At 59.4% G+C, this 20,437-nt stretch carries 16 protein-coding genes, 1 tRNA gene and 3 pseudogenes; 11 read left to right on the forward strand and 9 right to left on the reverse strand.

Annotated elements, in window-relative coordinates; genetic code table 11:
* Positions 1–176 precede the first annotated feature (176 nt).
* Entirely contained in the window at positions 177–683 is a 507-nt protein-coding gene (locus tag WC026_RS03225) for a hypothetical protein (RefSeq protein WP_372709365.1), read from the forward strand.
* Between the two features lie 3 nt (positions 684–686).
* Here WC026_RS03225 and WC026_RS03230 read toward each other — a convergent pair whose 3' ends face one another.
* A complete protein-coding gene (locus tag WC026_RS03230; RefSeq protein ID WP_372709366.1) occupies positions 687–1,304 on the reverse strand; it encodes a response regulator in 618 nt (205 codons plus the stop codon).
* A 532-nt stretch (positions 1,305–1,836) separates the two neighbouring features.
* On the opposite strand from WC026_RS03230, the gene WC026_RS03235 reads away from it, so the two are divergent.
* Positions 1,837–2,355: a hypothetical protein gene (locus tag WC026_RS03235; protein ID WP_372709367.1), complete on the forward strand. Its 519-nt coding sequence runs from the start codon at positions 1,837–1,839 to the stop codon at positions 2,353–2,355.
* A gap of 473 nt (positions 2,356–2,828) precedes the next feature.
* Entirely contained in the window at positions 2,829–3,047 is a 219-nt protein-coding gene (locus tag WC026_RS03240) for a hypothetical protein (RefSeq protein ID WP_372709368.1), read from the forward strand.
* An 81-nt stretch (positions 3,048–3,128) separates the two neighbouring features.
* Here WC026_RS03240 and WC026_RS03245 read toward each other — a convergent pair.
* A pseudogene (locus tag WC026_RS03245) lies at positions 3,129–4,301 on the reverse strand (patatin-like phospholipase family protein).
* Between the two features lie 211 nt (positions 4,302–4,512).
* On the opposite strand from WC026_RS03245, the pseudogene WC026_RS03250 reads away from it, so the two are divergent.
* Both WC026_RS03250 and WC026_RS03255 read left to right on the forward strand, forming a co-directional pair.
* A pseudogene (locus tag WC026_RS03250) lies at positions 4,513–5,379 on the forward strand (3-hydroxybutyrate dehydrogenase).
* A 94-nt stretch (positions 5,380–5,473) separates the two neighbouring features.
* Positions 5,474–6,188 (forward strand): annotated as a pseudogene (locus WC026_RS03255) (acetoacetate decarboxylase).
* Between the two features lie 93 nt (positions 6,189–6,281).
* On the opposite strand, the gene WC026_RS03260 reads toward WC026_RS03255, so the two are convergent.
* Positions 6,282–6,881, reverse strand: a complete 600-nt coding sequence (locus WC026_RS03260; protein WP_372709369.1) for a TetR/AcrR family transcriptional regulator — start codon at positions 6,879–6,881, stop codon at positions 6,282–6,284.
* A 237-nt stretch (positions 6,882–7,118) separates the two neighbouring features.
* Here WC026_RS03260 and WC026_RS03265 point away from each other — a divergent pair, with 237 nt between their 5' ends.
* From WC026_RS03265 to WC026_RS03275, 3 genes are all read left to right on the forward strand, one after another.
* The gene (locus WC026_RS03265; protein WP_372709370.1) at positions 7,119–7,463 is read left to right on the forward strand and encodes a multidrug efflux SMR transporter; all 345 of its coding nucleotides are present in this window, start codon (positions 7,119–7,121) and stop codon (positions 7,461–7,463) included.
* A 71-nt stretch (positions 7,464–7,534) separates the two neighbouring features.
* Positions 7,535–8,752 carry an efflux RND transporter periplasmic adaptor subunit gene (locus WC026_RS03270; RefSeq protein WP_372709371.1) on the forward strand — a complete coding sequence of 406 codons (1,218 nt, stop codon included), beginning with the start codon at positions 7,535–7,537 and terminating at the stop codon, positions 8,750–8,752.
* 10 nt (positions 8,753–8,762) lie between these two features.
* Positions 8,763–11,951: a multidrug efflux RND transporter permease subunit gene (locus WC026_RS03275; protein ID WP_372709372.1), complete on the forward strand. Its 3,189-nt coding sequence runs from the start codon at positions 8,763–8,765 to the stop codon at positions 11,949–11,951.
* Between the two features lie 299 nt (positions 11,952–12,250).
* On the opposite strand, the gene WC026_RS03280 is transcribed toward WC026_RS03275, so the two are convergent.
* Positions 12,251–12,326, reverse strand: a tRNA-Ala gene (locus WC026_RS03280).
* Positions 12,327–12,569: 243 nt separating this feature from the next.
* Here WC026_RS03280 and WC026_RS03285 point away from each other — a divergent pair.
* From WC026_RS03285 to folD, 3 genes are read left to right on the forward strand one after another with little or no spacing between them, the layout of a single operon-like run.
* A complete protein-coding gene (locus tag WC026_RS03285; protein WP_372709373.1) occupies positions 12,570–12,860 on the forward strand; it encodes a YggT family protein in 291 nt (96 codons plus the stop codon).
* Positions 12,857–13,207 carry a DUF167 family protein gene (locus WC026_RS03290; protein ID WP_372709374.1) on the forward strand — a complete coding sequence of 117 codons (351 nt, stop codon included), beginning with the start codon at positions 12,857–12,859 and terminating at the stop codon, positions 13,205–13,207. The genes WC026_RS03285 and WC026_RS03290 overlap by 4 nt, the downstream gene beginning before the upstream one ends.
* A gap of 19 nt (positions 13,208–13,226) precedes the next feature.
* Positions 13,227–14,114, forward strand: coding sequence for a bifunctional methylenetetrahydrofolate dehydrogenase/methenyltetrahydrofolate cyclohydrolase FolD (folD, locus tag WC026_RS03295; protein WP_372709375.1), 888 nt, complete (start codon positions 13,227–13,229; stop codon positions 14,112–14,114).
* Between the two features lie 323 nt (positions 14,115–14,437).
* Here the strand turns inward: folD and WC026_RS03300 are convergent, their stop codons facing one another.
* The 5 genes from WC026_RS03300 to WC026_RS03320 form a co-directional block, all read right to left on the reverse strand.
* Positions 14,438–15,967, reverse strand: coding sequence for a YifB family Mg chelatase-like AAA ATPase (locus WC026_RS03300; protein WP_372709376.1), 1,530 nt, complete (start codon positions 15,965–15,967; stop codon positions 14,438–14,440).
* A 78-nt stretch (positions 15,968–16,045) separates the two neighbouring features.
* Entirely contained in the window at positions 16,046–16,411 is a 366-nt protein-coding gene (locus WC026_RS03305) for a hypothetical protein (protein ID WP_372709377.1), read from the reverse strand.
* A 22-nt stretch (positions 16,412–16,433) separates the two neighbouring features.
* Positions 16,434–16,949, reverse strand: a complete 516-nt coding sequence (locus WC026_RS03310; protein ID WP_372709378.1) for a hypothetical protein — start codon at positions 16,947–16,949, stop codon at positions 16,434–16,436.
* Positions 16,950–17,001: 52 nt separating this feature from the next.
* Positions 17,002–17,952, reverse strand: a complete 951-nt coding sequence (gene gshB, locus WC026_RS03315) for a glutathione synthase (RefSeq protein WP_372709379.1) — start codon at positions 17,950–17,952, stop codon at positions 17,002–17,004.
* Between the two features lie 173 nt (positions 17,953–18,125).
* Entirely contained in the window at positions 18,126–20,360 is a 2,235-nt protein-coding gene (locus WC026_RS03320; RefSeq protein ID WP_372709380.1) for a primosomal protein N', read from the reverse strand.
* Positions 20,361–20,437 lie beyond the last annotated feature (77 nt).

Genomic DNA, 20,437 nt, shown 5'->3' on the forward strand with positions numbered 1-20,437 from the left:
GGCGAAAGTTTGATCACGTGGCGGGTGGAAAGTGGCGCCGGTCGCATTGCCGCGATGTTAACGGCCATCAATCGGCATTGCTGTGGGTTGTCGCGTCGTTGTTCGGGGTCTTTCTCACGTTCGAAACCCCTGCCGAAGCGCACCATAAAAGAAAAGCCGCAAGTACCGCGGGGCTCATGATCCCCAATCTCTCGCACGGTCAGCTGCGGGTCATCGCGACGTACAAGAACGCCATTCTTGATCTTGCCAATCAGCAGCTACGCCCCGATACCGAGACGCGAACGCTTCAGAACTTCATCAATCTGCAGTTCACCTATTGCGTGTGGGGCCTCGTTCCAGGGAGCCTCTCGAACGAGAACAGCCCCTTCAACGCGTGCTCGCATGCCTATCTCGCGGCCAGCAAAGCATTGTTGCATCAGCTTGAGCGCACCTCTCCCAATCCTGCTGCGGTCCGAGAGCTCGCAACGCGGATGAGCATCGATATGATCCGAGAAGAATCGGCGCTTGAAATTTGCGCAAATGGCGTCGAGCCGTTCAGCACAGCCGACATCATCATGCCGGAGTGGTCGGGCTTCGCCTTCAATCCGATCGTGCTGCTTTATTCGTTGATTGCTTTTCTGGTGACGGCGGGATTGGTCGCTCGTCATTTCGCGTGCCGGCCCGCGCACGCCACCGCCGGTTAGTTCTCAGTTCAGATCCAGCTTCGTCGCGATGACGAGCATTTCGGCGTTCGTGCGCGCATTGAGCTTATTCCTCATGACCGCGCAGTCCGCAGAGACGGCCTTCGGCGACATGTTGAGCTCGGCCGCGATCTCGGACAACCGGCTGCCGCAGGCGAGACGTTTCAGAACATTCTTCTGGTGTCTGGTCAGAGGCGGCGGCTTGCGTTCCGGCGCCATGCGCATAAACGCCAGCTTCTGGAGCAGATCGTCAGATAACCATGTTCCACCGCTGCTCACTGCGTTCACAGCACCCAAAAGCGCGGCGGCGCTATCGAATTTGCTGACGAAGCCACGAGCACCCGCGTCGATTGCGGTTTTCGCGACATGCGGGTCGTCGCACATGGAAAAGACGATCGCCTTGGGCGCTCCGTTCTTGGCGGCCACCTCGCGGATGAGATCGAGCCCGGAGCCGTCGGGAAGGTTGACGTCGACAACGATGACGTCCGGCCGATGGGTATCGAGTTCCTTGCGCGCATCGGCGATCGTCGATGCCTCGATAAGCGTGCTTTCCGCCTGTTCTTCGAAGAGCCGGCGACACCCCGAAATTACGATCGGATGATCTTCAACCAATAGGATTTTCATGAAAATCCAGTCTTCCTATCGCCCACAGTGAAAGAGAGCCATCGGCACGCCCGAGCCCTTTATAAGCTTGGATAGGGCTTGGCCAATGCATCATAGGTATAATTTATTTCTATGAAAAAATCGGCGGCCGCAATCCTGCCCGAAGCTCATCCAAATTGCACGCTGCTCAAGCAGAGCAGACCCAACCGTGTACGGACTACAATGAGGTGTGTTCCCTATCTCGAGCTGGGCCATTGCGCGTATGCGCAAGGAAGGTATTGGCCGTCTCCAACAGCAGCTGCTGCAGCCCCAATCCTGCCGTCAACCAATCGGCTCTCGACGCGCTCCCTTCTCACCATTATAAAATTAAATAATGTACTTTTTACAGAAACAAATGGCACGAATCTCGCGTGCCATGTCCCTCGTGATCCCGCGCACGGCGTTGAACTGAAAGAGCCCGCAATCGGCCATGTCTGATATCGTTTCGCCGCAGCGCCGTTTAGGCTTGTTCGATGTCATCGAACGCATCCAAGGCGACGTTCCGTAGGGCTCAGTGCTCGACGCGGGGACGGGCACGCAGTCCGCACGCTGGATCGCCGGTCTCACGAGTACGCGTTGGACCGCGGTTAGCGCGGACGCGGGGCATCTCGCCGAAACGCGGGACGCCGTCAGTTCCAAAATACGCGCCGTCGATCGCCTGATCGTCGGCAATTGGAGCGACGCGAACTTTCTCGCCAATGACGTCTTCGATACGGTGTTGGCGGAGTATCTGCTCGGAGCGATCGAAGGATATGCGCCCTACTTCCAATATCAGCTTTTCGCGAGATTGCGTCCGCACGTCGGACTGCGAATTCTATTCTCGCGGCGGTTTCCCAGCACCCATGATCTCGGATGGATCAATCGTCAGCTTGCTGACAGTCGAGCGCTCATAAATCTGCTTCCGGAAAATCAACTTGCTAGAGTGCTATCGGAGCAAGCGGTGACTCTACGCCAGCGAGCTGCCGAGATTGTCGAGCGAGACGGACATCTTGCACACGGCCAGCACTATCTGATCGCGGCGGAGCCAATCTAGCCGGGCTTCACTGGCGCGGCCCGTTTTTGGTTCCGCATTCCTCTTCTGAAACATCTGTTGCGGTCGCTGCCGTTTTGATGCTGGCCGATTGCAGCGCTGACCGCGATTGCCTCTCGCGCGGACCACTTTACCGAATTTCAAATATGACAGTTGCGAGCGCCGATGGAGAGGTATTGTCTAGTGGTTCGCATGCTTTTCACGGATGTGAGTTACGACAATGAGTAATCGGTGCGATGAAAAAGCTTGAAGAAGCGCGATCAGAAGCCGAGGCGATCCTGGCGCTACGCGATGAAGATCTGGGTCGGATGTTTTTTCGCGAACGATGCAACGCAATCTGTCTCGTATCGCGTCGCGTCTGGACAAACTCATACGAAGCGGCGGGGACGACAAGGCGCTAGGACAGAAAGCTCTCAAGCGCATGGGATTCGCGCCAGACGAATAGATTGGCGGTCGATTTGGCAGTCGAGGCAGGAATGAAAGTCGAAGACAAGATTGTGACCTCGCCTTTGAGCAGGGCGATCCATGTCAATGGCAAGCATTTGACGGTCAATGTCTACAAGGGTGCATTCGACGAGGACGAATGGTTGTTCGAGGTCGTCGGGGATGGCCGCGCCGACGTGTCGGAGACGATGTACACATCCGACAAAGATGCACTGGAAGCCGCGCTGCAAAGCATCGCTATCGCCAACTGACTGCTTCATCGGCAGCAGTCGAAAATAGAGCGCCAAACCTCGGCGCTCATATATCTGATTTTGCGTCTCGGCTGAACATGGCTATGCCGAATAGGCATGGACGTCGTGAACGACGATCCCCGATCCAGGCGGCGGCATTTCGAGCCGGTGGCGCTGCTTCAACGAGCGGCGGGTGTCTTCGAAGCCGGATTGCCAGTGCTCGCGCATCGACGTCCCGGAGAAATCATAATCCTTGGCGTGACCTTCATAAGCCTTCTGCTGGTAGATCATGTGCAGGATCGTGATTTCCGGCGATTGACTGAGTTCTACCTTCAGGCGCAACTGCTCGTCGTTCAGATCGGTTTCGGGTATCTTGCAAAGCGCCTTGTAGAGGTGGCTCTTCCATTGCTTCGTGCGGCGGAACACATCCGTGTTGTGGCGCGTGCGCGAGGAATACATGATGTCCTTGTGACGCCCAAGCACGCTTTCCATATCGCGCGGCAGTTCTCCGCACGCGCTGAACAGGTCGACCTGGAATACAAGCGTATTGAGGTTATCCTCGTTATCGAGAACGTGCTGCAGCGGCGTGTTGGAGACGATACCTCCGTCCCAATAGAAATCGGTTCCGATCTTGACCATCGGAAGCGCCGGCGGCAACGCCCCCGAAGCCATGATGTGCTCCGGCACGATCTCTTCCTGGTAGTTGTCGAAATAGATGAAGTTGCCGCTGAGGACGTTCACCGCGCCGACGGCAAACCGCATCGATCGATCATTGATCAAGGAAAAATCGGCAAGTTCGAGGAGCGTTTCCTTCAACGGATCGGAATTGTAAAAGCTCGTCGCGGTCATTGCTCCCGTTGGGCTCAGCCAAGGATTGACGGGATGCGGCTGGAAGAAGCCCGGCAATCCCATCGTCATCGTCATCATCGAACTCGTGGCATTGCGAAGCTGGCGGTAAATGTCACCGTCGGGCGTTTAATGCCAGACTTTCCGCTCGGTGATACGGTGCCAGAAATCCCTGAGCTTTTCGATTCTGTGCGCACGTGAATTGCCGGCGATAATCGCGGCGTTGATCGCCCCGATCGACACGCCAGCAACCCAATCCGGTTCGATCCCCTCTTCGTGCAACGCCTCATAAACGCCGGCCTGATAGGCTCCAAGCGCGCCGCCGCCCTGAAAAATGAGCGCGATGCGATCGCAGCGTTCTGGGCGCCAGCCGATCGCCGATCGCGGATGGCGAACACGTGGCGAATGTTTTTCGCTGCCCGCCGTCATGTCGCTGACGCCCTCTTGCTCCGGCCAAGACGTCTTTGCGTGGATGCCGTTCGAGCCATTGAGATTCGTGGTCATCGGATGCCTTTGAATAAAAATTCTTGCGATATTCGGAGACGACTATTTCGGGCAAGACACGTCGCGCCATTTTCGCGGGAATAGATTACAGGCGTGCGACGGGGCTTTGGTCACACGGCTGTTACGGGTGGGTGTCATGGCAGTCCATCTCGACGCCCAACCCAGGGAGAGCCGCGTGGACGCGATCGTCAATCCTTCATCGAATTCGCCAGAGAAAGCATCGCCGTCACAACGCAACGCCATCGTCACAGGTTCGACGAGCGGCATCGGACTAGCCATCGCCCGCTCGCTTGCGGGGTTCAGGCGCCAATGTCGTTATCAACGGCTTCGGCGATGCAGCAGACATCGAGGCTGAGCGCGCCGGGATAGAGCAGGACTTCAACGTGACGTGCCTTTACTCGCCGGCCGATATGTCTCGCGCCGAGGACATCGCGGACATGGTACGCAACGCCGAGCGCGAACTCGGATCTGTCGACATTCTCGTTAACAACGCCGGCGTTCAGTTCGTCTCTCCGATCGAGGATTTTCCGCCGGAGAAGTGGAAGCAGGTCATCGACATCGACCTTTCGGCGGCGTTTCATGCCATGCGCGCGGCCATTCCAGGAATGAAGGCGCGGAAGTGGGGCCGCATCATCAGCACCGCGTCGGCGCATTCGCTTGTCGCTTCTCCGTTCAAGGCCGCCTACGTCGCCGCAAGCACGGCGTTGCGGGTCTAACAAAAACCGCGGCTCTCGAACTCGCGACGTTCGGTGTCACCGTCAATTGCGTGTCTCCCGGATACGTCTGGACACCGCTCGTCGAGAAGCAAATTCCCGCGACGATGGAAGCTCGCCACCTGACGCGCGAAGAGGTGATTTATGATGTTCTGCTCGAAGCGCAACCGACAAAGCAGTTCGTGACCGTCGATCAGGTCGCGGCGCTTGTGCTCTTCCTGTGCACCGACGCCGCCGCATCAATCACCGGCGCCGACATTCCGATCGACGGCGGCTGGACCGCGCACTAGCGCTGGCACAATCCGTCATCTGACATTCGAAACGCACTGAACCAAGCCAATGGAGCGACGCGTGCGCGCCGATCAGATTCTAGAACTTCCGTCGATGCCGCTCGCGGGGCCGAGCTATCCGGATGGGCCTTACCGGTTCGTCGACCGCGAATACATGATCATCACTTACGAAACAGATCCCGAACTCATCCGCGAGCAGTTGCCCGAGCCGCTCGCCCCTTTAGACCGGCCACTGGTTCACTATGAGTGGATCAACGTGCCCGACAGTTCGGGTTTCGGACGCTACACGGAATCCGGCACGCTCATTCCGTGCCGCTTTGGAAATGAAGAGGTCAACTTCGTCGCAGATGTATCTCGACGACGACCCGCCGATTGCGGCCGGACGCGAAATCTGGGGCTTCCCGAAAAAATACGCGCATCCCAAGCTTGAGGTCATCAAGGACACGTTGACCGGCACTCTCGAATATGCGGGCCAACTCGTCGCCATGGGCACGATGGGTTACAAGCACGAAAAGACGTCGGGAAACGGGGAGCGCACAACAGCAACCTTGTCCAAGACGCAAGTCAATCTCAAGCTCATTCCCGGCGTTGACGGCAAGCCCGGCATCTGCCAGCTCGTTGCCTACAATCTCACGGAAATCACGATCAAAGGCTCCTGGCTCGGACCAGGGCGGTTGCACCTCGTCCCGCACGTCAATGCGCCTGTTGCGGACATGCCCGTGCGAAAGATCGTTGGAGCCCACCACTTCATCGCCGATCTGACGCTGCCGTACGGACGCGTTCTGCACGACTATCTGGCGAAAACGTAAGCTTCGGCGAACAATCGCATGGCTGAATTGCCGACTTGGGCACATTCGCAAACAATTGCTTATGACGTGGTTTGGTCAGCTCAACCAATTCGCCTAGATCCGGCGTCTTATACGTGTCGGCAAAGTATGATTTCCACAGCGAGTCATACGATTGAGCCGCTCAATAAAATCTTTTCTTCGCGCGCCCGAAACGCTCGTGACGCCGACTGTTCTTGAGAACCAGACACCGTCGGCCGCCATTCTTACGATCAGGCAATCGATCGTATCGTCGGAATTGCCGTGCTTCTTCATCTGCTTCGAAAGCCATTTTATCCACTGAGTGCGCATCGCCGTTTCGGTAGCGAGCATGATCCCAAGCGTATTCCAGTGCTCCGCATCTGGACTGTTCTGACTTTCAAGACACGTCATTAGGTACGCGCGCGTGAAGCGGCCCACAGGGTCGGGATCTTTGGCGATATAGCTTTCAACACTCACCAAAAGATCGTCGAGAAGCTTGTCGACGAGCGCCACGATCAGCGCCTGCTTTGTCGGAAAATGGTGCAGGAGCCCGCCCTTGCTGACGCCAGCGCGTTGCGAAATCGCATCGAGGGTAGCGTGGAGAATTCCAACCTCGGCGCAGAGTCTCGCCGCCATATCGAGCAATTGGCTGCGGACTTCGACTGGCCGCTTCTTTCTACGATGAGCAAGGCTCATAAGGATTTTATCTCTTCAATTTCCTCTGCCCCGGCTATGCCGGCCGAGCGCGTCGCGACCAGAGAACGTCAAAGCTTCGGGGCTACAGGCAAGTGTTTATATCGACCGGTTTATCAGCCATCCAAGTTTGGCAACTCACAAAACCTCGAGTTCAAGCCACATATTCTCTTTCGTTCTTGAAAAACCGTCCGGATGGTATCTTTACTGATCTCATCACGTAATGCCATGCAGGGCGTCATGAAACCCACCCTTTTCTACTATGGCGCGCTCGGCGCCGCCATCGTCTGCGAGCTGATTGGCACCACCCTCCTGCAGAAGTCCGAGCAGTTCACGCGGTTCGCGCCAACTCTCTTTATGATCCTGTTCTTCGCGGGCTCGTTCTTTTTCTTGTCGCATGCCTTGAAGGCGATACCAATCGGCATCGCCTATGCCGTCTGGGGCGGCGCAGGCATCGTTCTCACGGCCTTGATCGGCGTCACGGTCTTTCGTCAGACGCTGGATCCCGCAGCGATCGCCGGAATTGCGATGATCGTCGGGGGCGTGGTCATGGTCAACGCGTTTTCGAACTCCACAATGCACTAGCCGCTGGCGCCCTTCCCGTTAAGCGCGCGCATATTTCTTTTTTGAACTTAAGGACCACAAAGGCCGTCAACATGTTCAATGCCCGCCGCCTACCTGCCGTTTCCGATCGATGGTTTGCGACATGTTTTGGCGCTCTCTCACTTGCCGTTCTGGCGATGGGGCAGGCATTTGCTCAAGAGGGCGGCGAGATACCGCCGCCGGCGGTCGCGGTGCTCAAGCTCTCCTCGCATCCCGTTCCAGTTATGAGCGAACTCCCGGGCCGCATTGCAGCGACGCGCGTTGCAGAGGTGCGGGCGCAGGTCACGGGAATTCTGCAAGAACGGGTATTCGAGCAGGGTACGTTCGTTAAAAAGGGCGACGTCCTCTACCGCATCGATCCCGATCTATTTCGGGTGCGAGTAGCAAGCGCCGAGGCAACCCTGCAAAGGGCAAAAGCCCTTCAGGCCAATGCTAAGCAGCAATTTGATCGCCAAAAGGAATTGCGGGCGCGGGACGTTGCGAGCGGCGCCAGCTTTGACACTGCCGCGGCAAATCTCGCACAGTCGGACGCAGATGTCGCGCTCGCCGAAGCGGCGCTGGAAGAAGCGCGGATCAATCTTGGATATACCGAAGTCCGCGCTCCGATCACGGGCATCATCGGAGGAGCTCTCGTCACCGAAGGCGCGCTGGTGACGACACTGGACGCCAACCAGAAGCTCGCGCTTATCCAGCAGATCGATCCGGTCTATGCGGATTTCACGCAGTCCTCCGCCGAGTTGCTCGCGCTGAAGCGCGCTGTTGCGGACGGTAAGCTCGCGAGCCCAGCGCCGGGCCAAGCTCGCGTCGAACTCGTCTTCGATGACGGCACGATCTATGCGCAGCCGGGACGACTGCTGTTCTCGAGCGCAAGCGTCGACGCTATGACCGGTCAGGTCACCCTGCGTGCCGAATTCCCCAATCCGAAAAGCGATCTGCTGCCGGGTCTCTATGTCCGTATCCGTATCGAGCAAGCTGTCCGCGACGGAGCGATCACCGTTCCGCAGCGAGCGATTCTCCGCGCGCAGGATGGCAAAGCCCAGGTCTACGTTGTCGCGAGCGACGGCACGGTCGAGGCGCGCGCCGTAACGCTCGGACAAACATTCGGTTCGGACTGGGTGGTCGAAGCAGGCCTCAAGAGCGGCGAGCAAATTATCGTCGATGGCGTGCAGAAGGCGCAACCGGGCGGCAAAGTTACCGTCGAAGCCTGGAAACCCGCTGACAATGCGCTGCCGGTACCGGCAGACAAAGCGGCAACACAAACAATTCGATAGGCGCGCTTCGATGGCTCAGTTCTTCATTGGCCGGCCGGTGCTGGCGTGGGTGTTCGCACTCTTCATCGCGATCGCGGGCATGATTGCCTTGCCCTTCCTGCCGATCTCGCAATATCCGAAAGTCGCGCCGCCGCAGGTTATGATCTCCACGCTGTATCCCGGTGCTTCTCCGCAAGAGATCTACCAGGGAGTCACGCGCCAGATCGAGGAAGAGTTGAATGGCGTCGATCGGCTCGTCTATTTTGAATCGACGTCCGACACTTCCGGTGCGATCAACATTACGGCCACTTTCAAACCTGGAAGCGATATCGACCAAGCCTCTGTCGACGTTCAAAACGCACTCCGGCGCGTCGAGCCACGCCTTCCTCGAGCTGTAACCGCCCAAGGCATTACGGTTGAAGAAGCGAGCACAGGCTTTCTGCTTTTCATCGCGCTCACGTCGACGGATGGAAAGACGGATGAAATCGCGCTCGGCGATTATTTAAGCCGCAACGTCCTTGGCGAACTCCGGCGCATTGACGGCGTCGGCCGTGCCCAGCTCTTCTCGGCACAGCGGGCCATGCGTGTGTGGCTCGATCCGGACAAGATGGTCGGCTACAACATCACTGCCTCAGATATCAGTGATGCAATCCTGGCGCAAAATGCCCAAGTCGCGGCGGGGCAGATCGGCGCCGCTCCCAATCCGATCACCCAGGACTTGACTGCGACCGTTCTCGTCAAAGGGCAGCTGAGCGACACCAAGGAATTCGGCGAAATCATTCTCCGCGCCAACCCGGACGGATCGACGGTGCGCCTGCACGACGTCGCGCGCGTCGAGGTCGGCGCGGAAACCTATAGTTTTGCGAGCCGCCTGAATGGCCAGCCGAGCGCCGCGGTCGGTGTTCAGCTTTCGACATCCGGCAATGCCGTCGCGACGGCGAAGGCCATCAAAGCCAAGATGGAGGAACTGTCCCGCTTCTTTCCAGCGGGCGTCGCGTATTCGATACCCTATGACACCAGCCCCTTTGTCTCGGCGTCGATCGAAAAGGTTCTGCACACGCTGGTCGAAGCCGTCATTCTCGTTTTTATCGTCATGTTCGTCTTCCTGCAGAGCTTCCGCTACACACTCATCCCGACGCTCGTCGTGCCCGTGGCGCTGCTCGGCACCCTCGCTGTGATGTATGCCGCCGGCTTTTCCATCAACGTCCTGACAATGTTCGCGATGGTGCTCGCCATCGGCATCCTTGTCGACGACGCCATCGTCGTTGTCGAAAACGTCGAGCGCATCATGGCCCAAGAAGGGTTATCGCCAAAAGACGCAACACGGAAAGCCATGGGCCAGATCACGGGCGCCATTCTTGGCATCACGCTGGTCCTCGCGTCCGTCTTCATCCCGATGGCCTTCTTCCCCGGTTCCACCGGAATCATCTACCGGCAGTTCAGCCTGACGATGGTCGTCTCGATTTTGTTCTCAGCGTTTCTAGCGCTGTCACTGACACCGGCGCTCTGTGCAACGCTCCTCAAGCCCATCCCGCAGGGGCATCAGGAGAAGAAAGGACTCGGCGGCTGGTTCAACCGAGCCTTCGATCGACTGACGTCGGGATATTCGCGACGCGTGACCGGCTTCGCCAAGCGAGCAGGACGGATGATGGTCGTCTATCTCGCCCTGGTTGCTGGCCTCGGATATCTGTTTCTCAATCTGCCGAGCGCTTTCGTCCCCGATGAGGATCAGGGGTACATCATTGTCGACGTCCAGGGACCGCCCGAGGCGAGTCAGAACCGAACCGTGGCGTCGCTTGAGAAAATCGAGGCCATCTTCAAAGGCGAGCCGGCAGTCGAAAACGTCTTTTCCGTGCAGGGCTTCAGCTTCTCCGGCAATGGGCCGAACGCGGCCCTCGTGTTTCCGACATTGAAGGACTGGTCGGAACGCGGCGCCGGCAACTCCGCTCAGGACATCGCGAACCGGGTCAACCTGCAGCTCTTCGCGCTCAAGGATGCGACCACCTTTGCGCTTTCGCCGCCGCCGATCGAAGGCTTCGGCACCACCAATGGTTTTTCGTTCCGTTTGCAGGACCGCGGCGGACTGGGTCAGGATGCCCTCAACCAGGCTGCAGGCGAACTGATCGAAAAGGCTTCAAAAAGCGGCATCATTACCGGCATTCGCCCGGAAGGTATGCCAGACGCCGCGCAACTCATGCTGGTTATCGATCGCAAGAAGGCCAACACCTTTGGTGTGACGTTCGCCGACATCAACAACACCATCACCGCGAATCTCGGCTCCTCCTACATCAACGACTACCCGAACGACGGGCGTATGCAGCGCGTCGTGGTGCAGGCGAAGGATCGAAGCCGCTTGCAGGCGGAGGATCTCTTAAAGCTCAACGTGCGCAACGCCAGCGGCGGCATGGTTCCGTTGTCCTCCTTCGCAACCGCCGAATGGCGAAAAGGCTCGGCGCAAATCGTCGGTTACAATGGTTATCCTTCGGTACGCATATCGGGTGCGTCGGCTCCGGGATATTCCTCAGGGGCGGCGATCGCGGAAATGGAACGCCTCGCCTATCAGCTGCCGAAGGGATTCGCCTTCGAGTGGACCGGACAATCGCTTGAGGAGATCAAGTCCGGCGCGCAGGCGCCATTCCTTCTCGCACTCAGCATCCTTTTCGTATTCCTGCTGCTTGCGGGCCTCTATGAGAGCTGGTCTATTCCCCTCGCGGTTATTCTTGTCGTTCCGCTCGGTGTAATTGGCTCAGTGATCGCGGTCATGCTGAGGGGAATGCCCAACGACCTTTACTTCAAGGTTGGTCTCATCGCGATCATTGGCCTATCGGCAAAGAACGCCATCCTGATCGTAGAATTTGCCAAGGACTATTACGCTGAAGGCAGGTCGCTTATCGATGCCGCCGTCGAGGCGGCGCGGATTCGGTTACGCCCCATCATCATGACATCGCTCGCCTTCGCGCTCGGCGTCGTCCCTCTTGCCATCGCAGTGGGGCCAAGCGCCGCGAGCCAGAACGCGATCGGAACAGGCGTTCTTGGCGGCATGATCTCGGCCACGATCCTTGCCATCATCTTCGTGCCCGCGTTCTTCGTCTTTGTTCTTGGCGTCCTGAAGACAAAACGGCCCGAACACAAGCAGGCTGAGGATATTATTGCTCGTCCGGCATCACACACCGCAACATCAGAGCCAGAATATCCGCCAGGAGCAACAGGTCTGCCGTAAGAAATCCAGACACCATCGAACGGCAGGCTGAAAGACAAGGGCACCTATAGCGCGACCGGGTTGGACTCCGATACCGCACGCTAAGCGCGGGATGCACTTGAGTCTTCGCGCTCGACACCAGCCCGCAAGATCATTTGATCTCCCTGCAGCGCACATGACGCGCGCGCAAACGCTCGCGGTGAAGCGCTGCACGAGCACAGGCGTGCAAGGATCAACATCGCCGGACCTGCGTCGGCGTGCGGCAGGCGTGAAACGAAACCAGTTTAAGTTTTCGGAAAACGGTAAGTTATTGATTTAATTGGTGGAGCCGAGGAGGATCGAACTCCTGACCTCTGCAGTGCGATTGCAGCGCTCTCCCAGCTGAGCTACGGCCCCGAACGGGGGGCATTTAGGTGGCGGGCCTCGGCGTTGTCAAGAAAGCCGAGCGGGGATACGGCGCGACGCAATGGGCGACACAAGCGCCATGCCCAGCAAGACTTGGCAGCGGATTTTCCGGGTATTCTTCGCTTAGAGGCTGCATTTACGCATTAAAGCAGCAGACACAGCGGAACAGCCACTTGCGAGCCCAGCCCCGACGAGGCTACATGACGCCCGCGGCAGCCTCATTCTGGATCAGCGATGCTCGAACTTCTCAGTTTTATCAGCTATCTCATCACGCTTTATACCTACATCGTGATCGCGGTCGTGATCGTCTCCTGGCTGATGGCGTTCGGCGTCATTAACGCCCATAACCCGATGGTGCGCTCCATCTGGCAGGCGCTGAATGCGGTCACCGAACCGTTGCTCGCGCCGATCCGCAACGCCATGCCCAACCTGGGCGGTATCGATATTTCGCCCGTAATCCTGCTACTGGTGTGTTATTTCCTACAAAGCGTCGTTCTTCCGAACATTGCTAAGGCTGTGGTTTGAGTGACGAGGCCGATGCCGCATATCCTGACCGTAAACCTTGGCGGCACGGCGCCGCGTGCACTATTGTCCACTTCCGACTGACCCCAAAATCCTCCAAGGACGCCATTGAAGGCGTGACCTCCACAAGCGACGGCCCGGCATTTCAGGCCAGGGTGCGCGCTGTTCCCGAACATGGTGCGGCCAACGCGGCGCTCGAGCAGCTTGTTGCGCGCTGGCTCGATTTGCCGAAGCGGTCCGTTTCGCTGGCAAAAGGCGGGAAGTCGCGCCTCAAGTCATTGCAGATCGACGGCGAGCCTAGAGAGCTCGATAAATTATTGGAGAAAAAGACCAGAGAATTACAGCGCTAGTGGACCAGGGAGAATTGGGATGTCCGAAGCGAAAATTATCGATGGTAAGCAAATTGCCGCGAGTGTTCGTGCCGACGTGGCGGCCGAAGTGGCGCGGCTGCAAAGGGAGCACGGTCTAAAGCCGGGGCTTGCCGTTGTGCTGGTCGGTGAAGACCCGGCGAGCAAAGTTTATGTGGCGAACAAGGCCAAGCAAACCGTCGAAGTCGGCATGAACTCGTGGGAGCATCGGCTTCCGGCCGAGACCAGCGAAGCCGACGTGCTGGCGCTCGTGGACAAGTTGAATAACGATCCGGCGTGTCACGGCATTCTCGTCCAACTGCCGCTGCCGAAGCACATCAATTCCGAAAAGGTTTTGAACTCGATCAACCCCGACAAGGATGTCGACGGATTCCATCCGGTCAACGTCGGGCGGCTCTGGGTCGGCGAGCGCGCGCTCGTGCCGTGCACGCCCACGGGCTCGGTTATTCTTGCGAAGAGCGTGCTGCCGAGCCTTTCGGGGCTTGATGCCGTCGTGATCGGGCGCTCGAATATCGTCGGCAAGCCCGTGGCCGCGTTGCTGCTGCGCGAAAATTGCAGCGTGACGATCGTGCATTCGCGCACGAAAAACATCGAAGACGTGGTCAAGCGTGCCGACCTCGTCGTCGCGGCCGTCGGCATTCCGGAAATGGTCAAGGGAAGCTGGATCAAGCCCGGCGCGATAATCATCGACGTCGGCATCAACCGCGTACCGTCCGAGAACGGCAAGACGAAGCTTGTCGGCGACGTCGCCTACGGCGAATGCGCGAAAGTTGCAGGCGCCATCACGCCCGTTCCCGGCGGCGTCGGTCCAATGACGATCGCGTGCCTCTTGCGTAATGCGGCGCAGGCGGCGGCAATGATTGCGGGCGTGAAATCCGCCTTCGCCTGAGCGCTCGTTTATTCCGCAATTCTTAGCGCCGGGGCTTATGGCTCCGGCGTTTTTCGTTTTTGGGCGATTTATTTCGCTCGCGACAGCGGTGCCGATCGCTGATGCGCGCAGTGGACTATTCGCGGAATGATCCGGCGATGGCATCAAAGCGTCGGACGATAAGCCCGCAATGCACCGCCTCATGATGGCGTGGATGGCCGCCTGCGCGGCCGCGGCGGTTGGATGAGCCAGCAGTGTCTGAGCCACGCGGCTTTAGAATTCAAAAAGTCCATCACCCGGACCGTCACGAAGTCATCGCTACGGCGTTCTCTGTCGTAGATTACTCACGCGGCGCGGGCCTGGCGCATCGTTTCTCCGCGATAGCTGAGCGCTTCGGCGACATGCGGGCGGCTGACGATTTCAGCCCCCTCCAGATCGGCGATCGTTCGCGCAACTTTCAGCGTGCGGTGGAACCCTCGCGCCGAGAGGCCCAGGGTCTCGGCGGCATGACGGAGCAGGGCGACGCCGGCTTCATCGGGCGTCGCAGTTTTTTCCAAAATCGTCGTCGAGCAGTCGGCATTGGTTCGAACGCCTTTGGCGCCGAGCGCCGCAAATCGCGCGCGCTGGCGCTCTCTCGCGGCGGTGACACGGGCGCGAACGTCCGCGCTGCCTTCGCTTGGGCTCGGCAGGACAAGATCCGCCGCTGATATGGCCGGGACTTCGATCTGGAGATCGATGCGATCCAGCAACGGACCTGAAACCCGCGCCTGATAGTCGGCGGCGCAGCGCGGACCGCGGCGGCAGCTTTCACCGGGAGAGGCGCCGCCGCATTTGCAGGGGTTCATCGCTGCGATGAGCTGGATGCGTGACGGGTATGAAATCCGGTGGTTGGCACGCGCGATGACCGTCTCGCCGGCTTCAAGCGGCTGACGCAATGCATCCAGCACATTCGGCTGGAACTCCGGCAGCTCATCGAGAAACAGCACGCCATGATGCGCGAGCGAGACTTCTCCGGGGCGCGGACGTGATCCACCTCCGACGAGCGAGGCCATGCTTGCGGAATGATGCGGGGCGCGGAATGGCCGCTCGATGGTGAGTTTGCCGCCGAGCAGCTCGCCCGCCAGCGAATGCACCATCGAGACTTCCAGAATTTCTTCCGGCGAGAGCGGCGGCAAGATCGACGACATGCGCGACGCCAGCATCGACTTGCCCGATCCGGGCGGGCCGATCATCAGAAGATTGTGGCTTCCGGCGGCGGCGATTTCGAGTGCACGCTTGGCGGTTTCCTGGCCCTTGATGTCGCGCAAATCCGCGAACGAGGTTTGGGCCGGCAAAATATTAGGCTTCGGGCGCGACAGGGTCTGCGTGCCCTTGAAGTGGTTGACCAGCGACAGCAGATGCGGCGCGGCGAGGATGTCGAGGTCTTCGCTCGCCCATGCGGCCTCCGGACCGGACGCCGCAGAGCAGATCAGACCCTTTCCCATTTGATTGGCGCCGATGGCGGCGGGAAGCGTTCCAGGCACGGCGCGGATCGATCCGTCCAGCGCCAGTTCGCCGACGGCTGCATAGTTCGCAATGGCATCGGGGGCGATGGCTTCCATAGCCGACATCATCGCCAGCACGATCGGAAGATCGAAATGGCTGCCTTCCTTCGGCAGGTCGGCCGGGGCGAGATTGACGGTGATGTGCTTAAAGGGAAGACCGAGACCGACAGCGTGCAGGGCGTTGCGGACACGCTCACGGCTTTCGGCAACGGCCTTGTCCGGCAAGCCGACGATGGCGAACGCCGCCGCTCCGGGCGTCACCCGCACCTGGACTTCGACTGGCCGCGCTTCGATACCGATAAATGCAAGGGTCGAAATCTGGCCGTACATGCGAGGTCCCCCAGGTCGAAACCTGACCCTATCGCATCCCGATCATGCCGTAAAGAACAAAAGAGGAACTCGTATATCTTAGAGCGCGAGCAAGGCGACGAGCAGCCCCGCGAGCACGAGCGCAAACAGCTCGTCGAGCCACCATTTGCCGACCCAACCGGGAAGCTCGCGATAGCGCGGGACCAACCGGATCAACCACACCATGCCGTATGCGATCCAGCCCAGCATGAAGAGCGCCGCAAGCGCCGCTTTCGTCGGCGGCTGGGGGCCGTCGGCCGATAGCAGCAGGATGCCAAGACCGACGGCGACATAGAGCGCGTAGATACCCATCCACTTGAGTGTTTGCCAAAAGCCATTGCGATCCCAGCGATACTGCTCGACGGCAGGAGGGATCGACAGCGCGAACGAAACGACAGCGGTCAGGATTGCGAAAAGGGGTCCCATCGTTTCCAAACCGATGTTTCGCTCAGCCCTTTTTCATCGCCATCGACAGACCGACGAGAGACGAATTGACGAACTGAATTTCGACGGCCTGCAGTGTTCCGCGCACGATGATGTCCATGTTTGCCGTGATGTCGGCGCCCTTGACGATGATGCGGAAGCCCTTCGGCGTGATCTCGCCCGTCAGATCGCCTTCGAAATTATGAATCGTTTCTTTCCAGTGACCGGTGAGCTTGCCGGCCGCTTCCTTGAGATTGCTGATGACTTCGATGGCGCCAGAGGACGTCGCGCAGCGAATGGTCTGTTTCAGCTCATTCTCCGAGGCCGCATCGAGCAGGTAGGTCGCCCGGCATTTGACACGTTCAGGCTTGCTCTCCTTGAAGCCGAGAATGCCGTCGCCGGTCCAGCGTCCAACCAGCGCATCGAACGGCGACGTCGCGATTGCATCGGCACTTCGCGACGCGAGGCTTCCCGCAGCAAAGAAGAACGCTGTCATGAAAACCCGCGATGCTGTCTTGTATCCCAAGGTTCGTGACGTCATGGATTGGCCAACCTTCCCATTGCGATTGGGCGCGCGTCTTCCGGCCGGAACGTCACGCAGCATGTGCTCTTTTCTTTTCGATAACGTCCCAGATCATCGCGGCGATGTCGTTGCCGCCAAATGCCTTGACCTGGCGGATACCGGTCGGGGACGTGACATTAATTTCGGTCAGATACGGGCCGATGACGTCGATACCGGTGAAGATCAAGCCGCGCTTCTTGAGCTCGGGCTTCAGCCGGGCACAGATTTCTTCATCGCGCTTCGTCAGCTTGGCCGCGACGGCCGTTCCGCCGACATGCAGATTGGAGCGCGTTTCGCCGGCTTGCGGCACGCGATTGAGCGCACCCGCGACTTCGCCATCGACGAGAATGATGCGCTTGTCGCCGTCCTTCACCTCGGGACGAAATTCCTGAACCATGAACGGTTCGCGGAAAACGGTTTGAAAGAGTTCGACCAGCGACGCCAGATTGCCGTCGTCCGGCTTGATGCGGAACACGGCGGCGCCGCCGTTGCCGTAAAGCGGCTTGACGATGATGTCCTTGAACTCTTTGCGGAACGCCTGGACGTCGGCGAGCGAGCGCGTGACGAGTGTCGGCGGCATCAGGTCGAGGAAATCCAGGACAAACAGCTTTTCCGGAGCGTTGCGCACGTGCGCGGGGTCGTTGACGACGAGCGTTTTCGGATGAATGCGCTCGAGCAGGTGCGTCGTCGTGATGTAGGCCATGTCGAAGGGCGGGTCCTGGCGCAGCAGGACGACGTCGAGGGTCGCAAGATTTTCGACACGCGAATTCGATAGCGCAAAATGCGCGCCGTGCTTGTCTTCAACTTTTAAGCTCTGGCCGCGCGCTAGCAGCTTGTCTCCGTGCAGCGAGAGATCGGCGGGCGTGTAATAGAAAATTTCGTGCCCGCGCTTTTGCGCTTCGAGCAGGATCGCGAACGTCGAATCGCCCTTGATGTCGATGCGATCGATCGGGTCCATCTGCACGGCAATGCGTAGGGGCATGGAGGTCTTTCGATGACTTGTAGACGCCAATTTCATGCCGCAGCTTCGCGTCGGCACCTGCTGGTCGTTTAGCCGATTTGTGGTGTCTGCGAAACGCTGCTTCGCGGCGCTGTGGAGGCCCGCTTTCGGCTATGGCAAACATGCCGCATTTGACCGCTGCTAAGCGAGCGCCGTCAGAGGAAATTGTAGGGGTCGATATCGACGGTGATGCGAACGTCGCTTTTGAGTTTTGGAATCGTTCCAGCCCAAGCTCGGAGATAGCTCTGCAGGTCCACGTCACGCGGGGCTTTAACCAGCAATCGCCAGCGGTGACGGCCGCGCACAACGGCAATGGGAGCTTCGACGGGGCCTAATACCGAGATCACGTCCGAGGGTGGCGCCCGTCGCGCGACGTCGCGGGCGGTGACTTCGGTCAGGGCCTTGTCGCGCGCTGAAATCACGATTGCAGCTAGGCGCCCGTAGGGTGGGAGCAGGCCCGCCTGGCGGGTTTTCACTTCGTAATTTAGAAACGCATCGCGGTCGCCCGCGACGATCGCCTGCATCACGGGATGATCGGTCGAATAAGTCTGGACGAAGCCGCGCCCGACGAAGCTCGTGCGACCGGCGCGGCCCGTCACCTGATGCAAGAGCTGGAACGTGCGTTCGGCGGAGCGTGGATCGGCGCCGTGCGCGAGGCCTAGGTCGCCGTCGACAACACCAACGAGGGCGAGGCCAGGAAAGTTATGACCCTTGGCGACGATCTGCGTCCCGATGATAATATCGAATTCGCGCGCCTCGATGCCGCGAATGATTTCGCGCATTTCGGTAAGGCCTGGGATGAGGTCCGACGAGAGCAGCGCGACGCGGGCGTCGGGAAAGCGTTCTTTGACTTCCTCCTGCACGCGCTCGACGCCAGGGCCGCAGGCGACGAGCGTTCCGGGTTCGCCGCACTTCGGGCACTTCTCAGGAAGCGACAGCGAAAAACCGCAATGGTGGCAGGTGAGCTTTTTCTTGAAGCGATGTTCGACGAGCCATGCCGTGCATTGCGGACATTCAAGGCGGTGACCGCAAGCGCGACAGAGCGTCAAAGGCGCGTAACCACGACGATTGAGAAACAGCAGTGTTTGCTGGCCTTTTTCGAGTGTTTCCGTAATCCCGGCGACAAGGCGCTGCGCCAGCCATTTGCCTGGTTCGAGTTTCTCGGCCTTCAAATCGATCAACGAAACGTCCGGCATCGCGACGCCCGAGAAGCGGCCCGGAAGCACCGCGTGGCGATAGCGGCCGACGAGTGCGTTGACGTGGCTTTCGATCGACGGCGTCGCGGAGGCGAGCACCACGGGAAACTTTCCGAGATTGCCGCGCACCACTGCCATGTCGCGCGCCTGATAGTGAACGCGATCTTCCTGCTTGAAGCCTTGATCGTGCTCTTCGTCGATAACGATGAGGCGGAGCTGCACAAACGGCAAGAACAGCGCCGATCGCGCGCCGACCACGCAACGCACGTCGCCGCGCGCGACGCCTTTCCAGATGCGGCCGCGTTCCGCCGGGCTTAATGCCGAATGCCATTCGACGGGCGGCGCGCCGAAGCGTTGCGCGAAACGGTCGAGAAACTGGCTCGTCAGTGCAATTTCAGGGAGCATGATCAGAGCTTGATCGCCCACTTCGAGCGCGCGTGCGACGGCTTCGAAATAGACTTCTGTCTTGCCCGATCCCGTCACGCCGTCGAGCAGCGTCACGGAGAAATTCTTTGCGTCCACCGCGCTGACGAGCGTGGCGACGGCGCGCGCCTGCTCGATGATGAAATCTGTCGTTGCGTGCTCCGGCTTCGGACGCGGAAAGACGCGCTCTGGGATTGCGACCTCGACGAGGTTTCCGGCGGCCGCCAATCCGTCGATCACACCCGTCGAGCAGGCAGCGAGGTTCGCCAAGTCCGACTTGGCGCGGATGAGACCGTCGGCGGCAATCTCCAGGACGCGCGTGCGCGCCTGGGTCATGTTTGACGGCAGCGGCGCGCCCTCCACTAGCCGCACCCCGAAGCGGTGTTTCGGCGGCTCGAAGGCGGCGTCGGCGCTCATCATCATGCGCGCGACCATGCCGAGCGGCGCCAGCGTGTAGCGCGCCACCCACTCGGCGAACCGCATCGAAATTTCAGGCAGCGGCGGTGCGTCGATCAGGCTCGTCAGGGATTTGAGTTTCTTAGGATCGACGGCCTTGCCGCCGCCACGTTGGCCGTCCCATACAATGCCGATGCGCGTTTGCGGCCCGAAGGGTACGAGCACGAACGAACCTGGAGGAACCTCGACGCCATCCGGCACCAGATAGTCGTACGTCTGATCGAGCGCGACCGGCATCAGCACGGGCACGCTGCGAGCGCCGGATGGGGCGCCGTTATCCAGGATTTCGAGCAGACTATCCAAAGGGACGTTCAACGGACTAGAAGCTTCTCCCGAGAATCGAGCGTGCTAGGTTTGCCTTAAGTTGCGGCGCACCAAAGGCAAGCCGAAAA

The organism is Hyphomicrobium sp., assembly GCF_041674905.1.
GTDB lineage: Bacteria > Pseudomonadota > Alphaproteobacteria > Rhizobiales > Hyphomicrobiaceae > Hyphomicrobium_B.